Origin of the sequence: Porticoccus sp. (assembly GCF_041592135.1) — a bacterium.
Lineage (GTDB): Bacteria > Pseudomonadota > Gammaproteobacteria > Pseudomonadales > Porticoccaceae > Porticoccus.
The window spans coordinates 1-5,874 of the sequence record NZ_JBFHQR010000142.1; the positions used below are offsets into that span (position 1 = coordinate 1).

The following is a 5,874-nucleotide window of genomic DNA, read 5'->3' on the forward strand; positions in this document are numbered from 1 at the left end:
ACAAAAATGCAGTAGCCGATTTGATCCAGCGCATAGACTCCCTCGCCCAGTGTATTGGCCAGGCGGTCGAGGAACTGGTGCTCCTTCTCCAGCGCCTGCTCCATTTCCTTGATGCGGGTGATATCCGTGCAGATGGCAATAAATTGTTCCGGCTGCTCATCGTCGCCCAGGATGGGCGTGATGGTAGCGGAGACCCAGTAAAAGCCGCCATCGCAGGTTTTGTTTTTGAATTCTCCGTGCCAGACGTTGCCTGTGCTGATGGTATTCCAGAGCTGGGAGCCGAACTCGTCACTGAGCTCGTCGGAGAGCAGGACGAGGTGGTTTTTGCCCAGTAATTCACTCTGTTTATAGCCGGTGATATCGCACAATTTGTTGTTGGCGTAACTAATATTTCCCGCGGCATCGGCGATGCACACAATGGCATGTTCATCCAGAGCCTGCTTCTGGCATTCCAGCTGGCGTTTGGCGTACTGGTTTTCCCGCAGTAACTGGGCAAACACATCGGGTAACTTGTGCGCTCCCAGCGCCTTGTGATCCATCTTTCTGCCCGATGAGCGCAGCAACTTGTCAATGTTATCTTCGAGGGTCTGGATCAATTTGTTCTGCAGATCGGATTCGATGCGCAGCCGTTCATTGGCTTCCTCCAGCTCCTCGTGGCTGCGCAGCAAGCTGGTGGTGCGCAACATGATATCCCGGTCGTAGCGGGAATAACTGGTGTTGATTTTCGAAAGCAACTCCCCGAGGGTTTCCTCCAGATTGTCCGAGCTGGCCAACATCTTTGCCCACTGCTGGATATCCACCAATTGTGGCTCGGCGTTTTCAGCCCGGGTAATCAGGGTTAATTGTCTTGCGAGAAGCCGTTGCAGCGTCATGATAAGCCTTCAGTAATCACGGTCAGTGTCATCGTCTGGTTGTGGAAGCGACATCTGGGGGAGTCCGGGGCGGGGCAGATTTCACCATAGGAATAGAAGCCGGTGGTCGTGGTCGATAGCCCCAGGCGCATGCGGACGACTTCAATTTCCTCCTCGACTTCATCCCCCATCAACACTTTCCTGCCAAAACAGCTCACCACCAATGCCAGCCGGTTTTTTTCGGAATAGCCAATTTGTGAAGCCGCCGCTTCAGCGCCGTTGATCAGGCCGTCGGTAGAGGTGTGCATCAGCCTCATGTAACTGTCGGGTTCCATATCGCCGGCGAGAATCAAGCTGCCCGAGTCCTCATCGACATCCGCGATGGTGCGGATAATACCCGCCTGCTTGTTGGGCAGGCGCACCATTTCCATGGGGAAGTAAAGTCCTGAAACGGGCAATTGCTCGGCATACTCCCCCAGGTATTGTTGGTAGAGATCCAGCGCCGGCCGGTTATCCAGTTCATAGAGAATGTTGGCCTCGTGCCGGGTGATTTTACGCAGCGGGCCAAAGGGTTCCCAGCCGCCAAAGGAACCGTACTCGATGCTGAGTGCCTCCCCGTAGAGGCCGATGGCACAAATCGCGGCAGAGGCAATGCCTTCGGCGGTCAGCGTATAGGTCTGCCGCCAGAGACCGCCATCACCCGCCAGCCCGCCACTGACGGGAATGGCACCTAAAATACTGCCCATGCCGTCGACGATGGCGCTGCCGTTAACGTCGACCCCGGGGCCAAAAACAATAACGCCCTTCAAGCCGGGCAGTTCCATTTTGCGGGCAAGTCTTACCCCGGCTTGATAGCACTCTGTGGGGCGGTTTATGGCTTCGGAAACCACCGCGCAGCGGGATGAGACGAAACTGATTTCACAAATCACGAGGCCGTGATCGCAAACATGGGTATGGTAGATTTCACCCGCCGTTGAACAGCCGGCCAGGGCGCTGTGTGGGTAAGTGGCGGTGACGGACTCAAAAAAGCCCGGCCTGGAAATAATGTCTGGCGAAGCGAAGATCAGCACCAGGTCTGGTTTATCTGATCTGGATTTGAGACCCGATGGCAGGTCGGCGGACTCGACGCGATATTGTTCTACGTGCATCAGATTCTCTTTGCGGCCAGTAGGCGGTGGCCCCTGGCTCTTGTTATCGCTTGGTGTGTTCTTGTTATATCGGCCGGTGGCCGTCGATCTTTACGCAGCTAAAGGCGGGTTCCCGCTGGCGGTGCTGCGGGAAAAGACCTTACCCGTTGCGAAACGAGGCCCGATCATAAGCGATCTTTGTCGCGAAAGTGAACAAACGGGAATGGGCGCTACTCAATATTCTGGATCTGCTCGCGCATCTGCTCGATCAGCACTTTCAGTTCCACCGCGGAGTTGGTGGTATCGCTGGCGATGGATTTGGAGGACAGGGTGTTGGCCTCCCTGTTCAGCTCCTGCATCAGAAAATCCAGGCGCCGGCCAATGGGCTCGCTGCGCTTCAGGACCCGGCGAATTTCCCCGAGGTGGGTTTCCAGCCGATCCAGCTCTTCATCCACATCGGCCTTCTGGGCCAGCAGCACCAGCTCCTGTTCGAGCCGATCCTGGTCGAGGTTGGCGCTGACCTCCGCCAGGCGGTCGAGAATTTTTTGCCGCTGGGCGGCGAGCAGCAGGGGCAGCTTGTCGCGCACCGCGGTGACTTCCACGGCGATGGCGTCGAGCCGCTGTTCGATCAGCTGGGCGAGTTTCTCGCCCTCCCGGCGACGGCCCTCCGCCAGTTGCGTCAGCGCCTGGCCAAACAGCTCGAGCAGGGTGTGCTTGAGTTGCTCCCGGTCAATTTCCGGCTCCTTCAAAACACCGGGCCAGCGCAGGATGTCGAGGGGTGAAACCGGCGCGGGGTTGTCCATCAGCCCGGACAGCTGCTGGCTGGCGGCGATGTACTGCTGGGCCAGGGCCTGATTCACGGCGAGATGGCCGGATTCCTGGGCGATATTCAGTTGCAGGATACAGTCGACCTTGCCCCGTTGCAGGTGTTTGCGCGCCAGTTCCCGCAGGGCCATTTCGATATCGCGCACCGTTTCCGGCAGCCGAAAACCGGGTTCCAGGTAGCGGTGATTGACCGAGCGAATTTCCCAGGCGGCCGAGCCCCATGGGCCTTCGATAGTCTGGCGGGCAAAAGCGGTCATACTGCTGGGCACGGCGATCTCCGGTAGTGCAGAAAGGGACTGCCATGGTAACACGCGGGGGCGCAGCGCCAGTAATTCCGCTAAAATGCCGCCACTTATCCGGTTAACAGGAAATTACCATGTCTCGACCCAGTGGCCGTCGCCCTGAGCAGCTCCGCGCTGTCAAGCTCACCCGCAACTATACCAAGCACGCCGAGGGATCGGTGCTGGTGGAGTTTGGTGAAACCAAAGTGATTTGTACCGCCAGCATTGAGAATGCCGTACCCCGTTTCCTCAGGGGCAAGGGTCAGGGCTGGGTAACGGCGGAATACGGCATGCTGCCCCGCTCCACCGGCGAGCGCATGGCCCGTGAAGCGGCCCGTGGCAAGCAGGGTGGCCGGACACTGGAGATCCAGCGGCTGATCGGCCGCTCCCTGCGCGCGGCTATCAATCTGGAAGCTCTCGGGGAAAATACCATTACTGTGGATTGCGATGTGATCCAGGCGGACGGCGGCACCCGCACCGCGTCCATTACCGGGGGCTGCGTGGCACTGGCGGATGCCGTGGCACATTTACAGGCGAGCGGTAAAATCAAGAACAACCCGATCGCCAATATGGTGGCATCGGTTTCAGTGGGGATCTACCAGGGTGTGCCGGTGCTGGATCTGGATTACGCCGAGGATTCCAATGCCGAGACCGACATGAATGTGGTGATGAACAGCAATGGCGGTTTTATTGAGGTTCAGGGTACCGCCGAGTCTGCGCCCTTCAGCGAGGAGGAGTTCCAGCAGATGATGGCGCTGGCCAAGCGCGGTATTGCCGATCTGGTGAAAGTTCAGAAAATGGCGCTGGCGCAGGCGGTCGGCTAGTCCGGCGCTGTCTCACGGAGGTCAGGCCGGTGGGATGGCGGCCGCTTCGGGCAACCGGGTGGGACTTTCGATGGCGACGGTTTTCTGCCGACCGGTTTCGCCGCGGACAATGGTGATGGCGCTCTTGGGGGCGCCGAACCATTTGCTCAACAGGGCGACCAGGTGCTGGTTGGCCTTGCCGTCCACGGGCGGGGCGGTGATGCGGATTTTCAGCCGATCACCCTGAATCCCGACGATTTCATTTTTCGAGGCCCGCGGCTGCAGCAGGCAGTGCAGCAGCAGTTGGCCCTGTTGCCACTGGTAGTGTCCGGACATCAGATGCCGGGCACAATACCAGCGGGCAGCCTGATGTTCTGGGCGATGCCGTTCAGAAAAATCTGTAGCATATTGATCACCAGGAACATGAAGATCGGCGACAGGTCGAGCCCCCCCATGGGTGGAATAACGCGCTGGAAGGGCGCCATGGCCGGGCGAATCAACTGATTCAGCAGGATCAGAGCCGGTTGCTGGCTGTGGGGCGCCACCCAGCTGACGATGATGATGATCAGCAATCCGTACAGGTAAAAATTGAGCACCAGTGACAGGGCGCCCACCGCTCCCCAGACCAGGGCGTAGAAGAGATTCACCAGGGCGTAGCCGTTGATCAGGGCGGTGATTTCGATCACCAGCAGCTGTGACAGCAGGGCCAGCACCAGGCTGGCCAGGTCAAAGCTGCGATAGGTGGGAAAGATCTTGCGCAGAGGTTTGCTGGGCAGGTGGGTGGCCTTGATCAGGAACTGGGAAATGGGGTTGTAAAAATCCGCCCTGGACAGTTGCAGCAGGAAACGCAACATCACCACGGCCAGGTAAAAGCTGCCGAGGGATTGAATCAGAAATGTGCCCGCCTGGGTAAATGTGCTCATCGTATGCTCTGTGTTGTCGTTGCTTGGGGACCTAGTCGGCCAACTCGTCAGCCATCTCCTGGGCGCGTTGCACGGCGCCGCCCATGGCCTGGCGAAACAGTGCCTTGAGATCACCCTGCTGAAAGGTTTCGATGGCCCGCTGGGTGGTGCCGCCGGGTGATGTCACCCGGCGCCGCAACTCGGCGGGGTCGACATCGCTGGCCAGGGCCATTTTTGCCGCACCCAGTGCGGTTTGCAAGGTCAGCTGGTGTGCCACTTCCGGCGACAGCCCCAGTTCCACACCGATCTGCTCCATGATTTCCATCACCAGGAAGTAATAGGCCGGGCCGCTGCCGGATACCGCGGTCACCGCATCAATGTCGGCCTCCCGCTCCAGCCAGCAGGCAATGCCCACGGCGTCGAGAATATCCCCTGCCAGCTGTTTCTGCACATCGCTGACGGCCGCGTTGGCATACAGGCCTGCCGCGCCGGTCTGCACCAGTGCCGGGGTATTGGGCATACAGCGGACAACAGGTAGCTCTCCCCCCAGCCATTGCTGCAGTGAGGTCATCGAGATGCCGGCGGCAATGGAAATCAGCAGTGGCCGGTGGCCCAATGCGCCGGCGAGACCTTCCACCACCTGCTTCATGACCTGGGGTTTTACCGCCAGGACGATAACCTCAGCGGTTTGACAGGCGCTGGCATTGTCGTCACTGGTGGCTACGCCGAACTGCTCGGACAGCCTGGTGCGATTTTCCGGCAGCGGGTCGGTAGCGGTGATGGCAGTAGCGGGATAGCCCTTTGCCACTAGGCCGCCGATCAGGCTGGTGGCCATGTTGCCGCCGCCGATAAAAGTCAGTTTGGGTTTGCTCACAGAGAATCCTTGATGCCGGTTACTGGGCGAGTTGGTTATTGGGGGTGGGCTTGCCGGAGACCAAACACGGCGGTGCCGACGCGCACCAGGGTGGCCCCCTCGGCAATGGCGGCTTCCAGATCATTGGACATGCCCATGGACAGTGTATCCAAAGTTGGCAGGCGAGTGGAGTGCCGCAACTCGCGGAGCAGTGTCGCCAGCGCCGCAAAGG

At 59.4% G+C, this 5,874-nt stretch carries 7 protein-coding genes and 1 pseudogene; 1 reads left to right on the forward strand and 7 read right to left on the reverse strand.

From position 1 onward, the window contains the following. The 3 genes from ABY948_RS10780 to ABY948_RS10790 form a co-directional block, all read right to left on the reverse strand. On the reverse strand, positions 1-872 hold an 872-nt coding region (locus ABY948_RS10780), incomplete at its 3' end, for a PAS domain-containing protein (protein ID WP_461482543.1). Beyond that, complete coding sequence (locus ABY948_RS10785) at positions 869-1,999, reverse strand: FIST signal transduction protein (protein ID WP_461482544.1); 1,131 nt, start codon at positions 1,997-1,999, stop codon at positions 869-871. The genes ABY948_RS10785 and ABY948_RS10780, both read right to left, overlap by 4 nt. Positions 2,000-2,208: 209 nt before the next feature. After that, complete coding sequence (locus tag ABY948_RS10790; RefSeq protein ID WP_461482545.1) at positions 2,209-3,072, reverse strand: YicC/YloC family endoribonuclease; 864 nt, start codon at positions 3,070-3,072, stop codon at positions 2,209-2,211. A 107-nt stretch (positions 3,073-3,179) separates the two neighbouring features. Here ABY948_RS10790 and rph point away from each other — a divergent pair, with 107 nt between their 5' ends. After that, on the forward strand, positions 3,180-3,908 hold the full coding sequence (rph, locus tag ABY948_RS10795; RefSeq protein ID WP_461482546.1) for a ribonuclease PH: 729 nt from the start codon (positions 3,180-3,182) through the stop codon (positions 3,906-3,908). A 21-nt stretch (positions 3,909-3,929) separates the two neighbouring features. On the opposite strand, the gene ABY948_RS10800 is transcribed toward rph, so the two are convergent. The 4 genes and pseudogenes from ABY948_RS10800 to ABY948_RS10815 all read right to left on the reverse strand — a co-directional run. Next, the gene (locus tag ABY948_RS10800) at positions 3,930-4,223 is read right to left on the reverse strand and encodes a DUF167 family protein (RefSeq protein ID WP_461482547.1); all 294 of its coding nucleotides are present in this window, start codon (positions 4,221-4,223) and stop codon (positions 3,930-3,932) included. Next, complete coding sequence (locus ABY948_RS10805; protein WP_461482548.1) at positions 4,223-4,810, reverse strand: YggT family protein; 588 nt, start codon at positions 4,808-4,810, stop codon at positions 4,223-4,225. Before ABY948_RS10805 ends, ABY948_RS10800 begins: the two co-directional genes overlap by 1 nt. A 31-nt stretch (positions 4,811-4,841) precedes the next feature. Beyond that, entirely contained in the window at positions 4,842-5,663 is an 822-nt protein-coding gene (gene proC / locus ABY948_RS10810; RefSeq protein ID WP_461482549.1) for a pyrroline-5-carboxylate reductase, read from the reverse strand. A 35-nt stretch (positions 5,664-5,698) separates the two neighbouring features. Continuing rightward, positions 5,699-5,874 (reverse strand): annotated as a pseudogene (locus ABY948_RS10815) (YggS family pyridoxal phosphate-dependent enzyme); the annotation flags it as partial.

Excerpts from the sequence above, each read along its gene's own strand:
- ABY948_RS10785 (WP_461482544.1), bottom strand. The coding sequence starts at position 1,999 with ATGCACGTAGAACAATATCGCGTCGAGTCCGCCGACCTGCCATCGGGT.
- rph (WP_461482546.1), top strand. The coding sequence starts at position 3,180 with ATGTCTCGACCCAGTGGCCGTCGCCCTGAGCAGCTCCGCGCTGTCAAG.
- ABY948_RS10800 (WP_461482547.1), bottom strand. The coding sequence starts at position 4,223 with ATGTCCGGACACTACCAGTGGCAACAGGGCCAACTGCTGCTGCACTGC.
- ABY948_RS10805 (WP_461482548.1), bottom strand. The coding sequence starts at position 4,810 with ATGAGCACATTTACCCAGGCGGGCACATTTCTGATTCAATCCCTCGGC.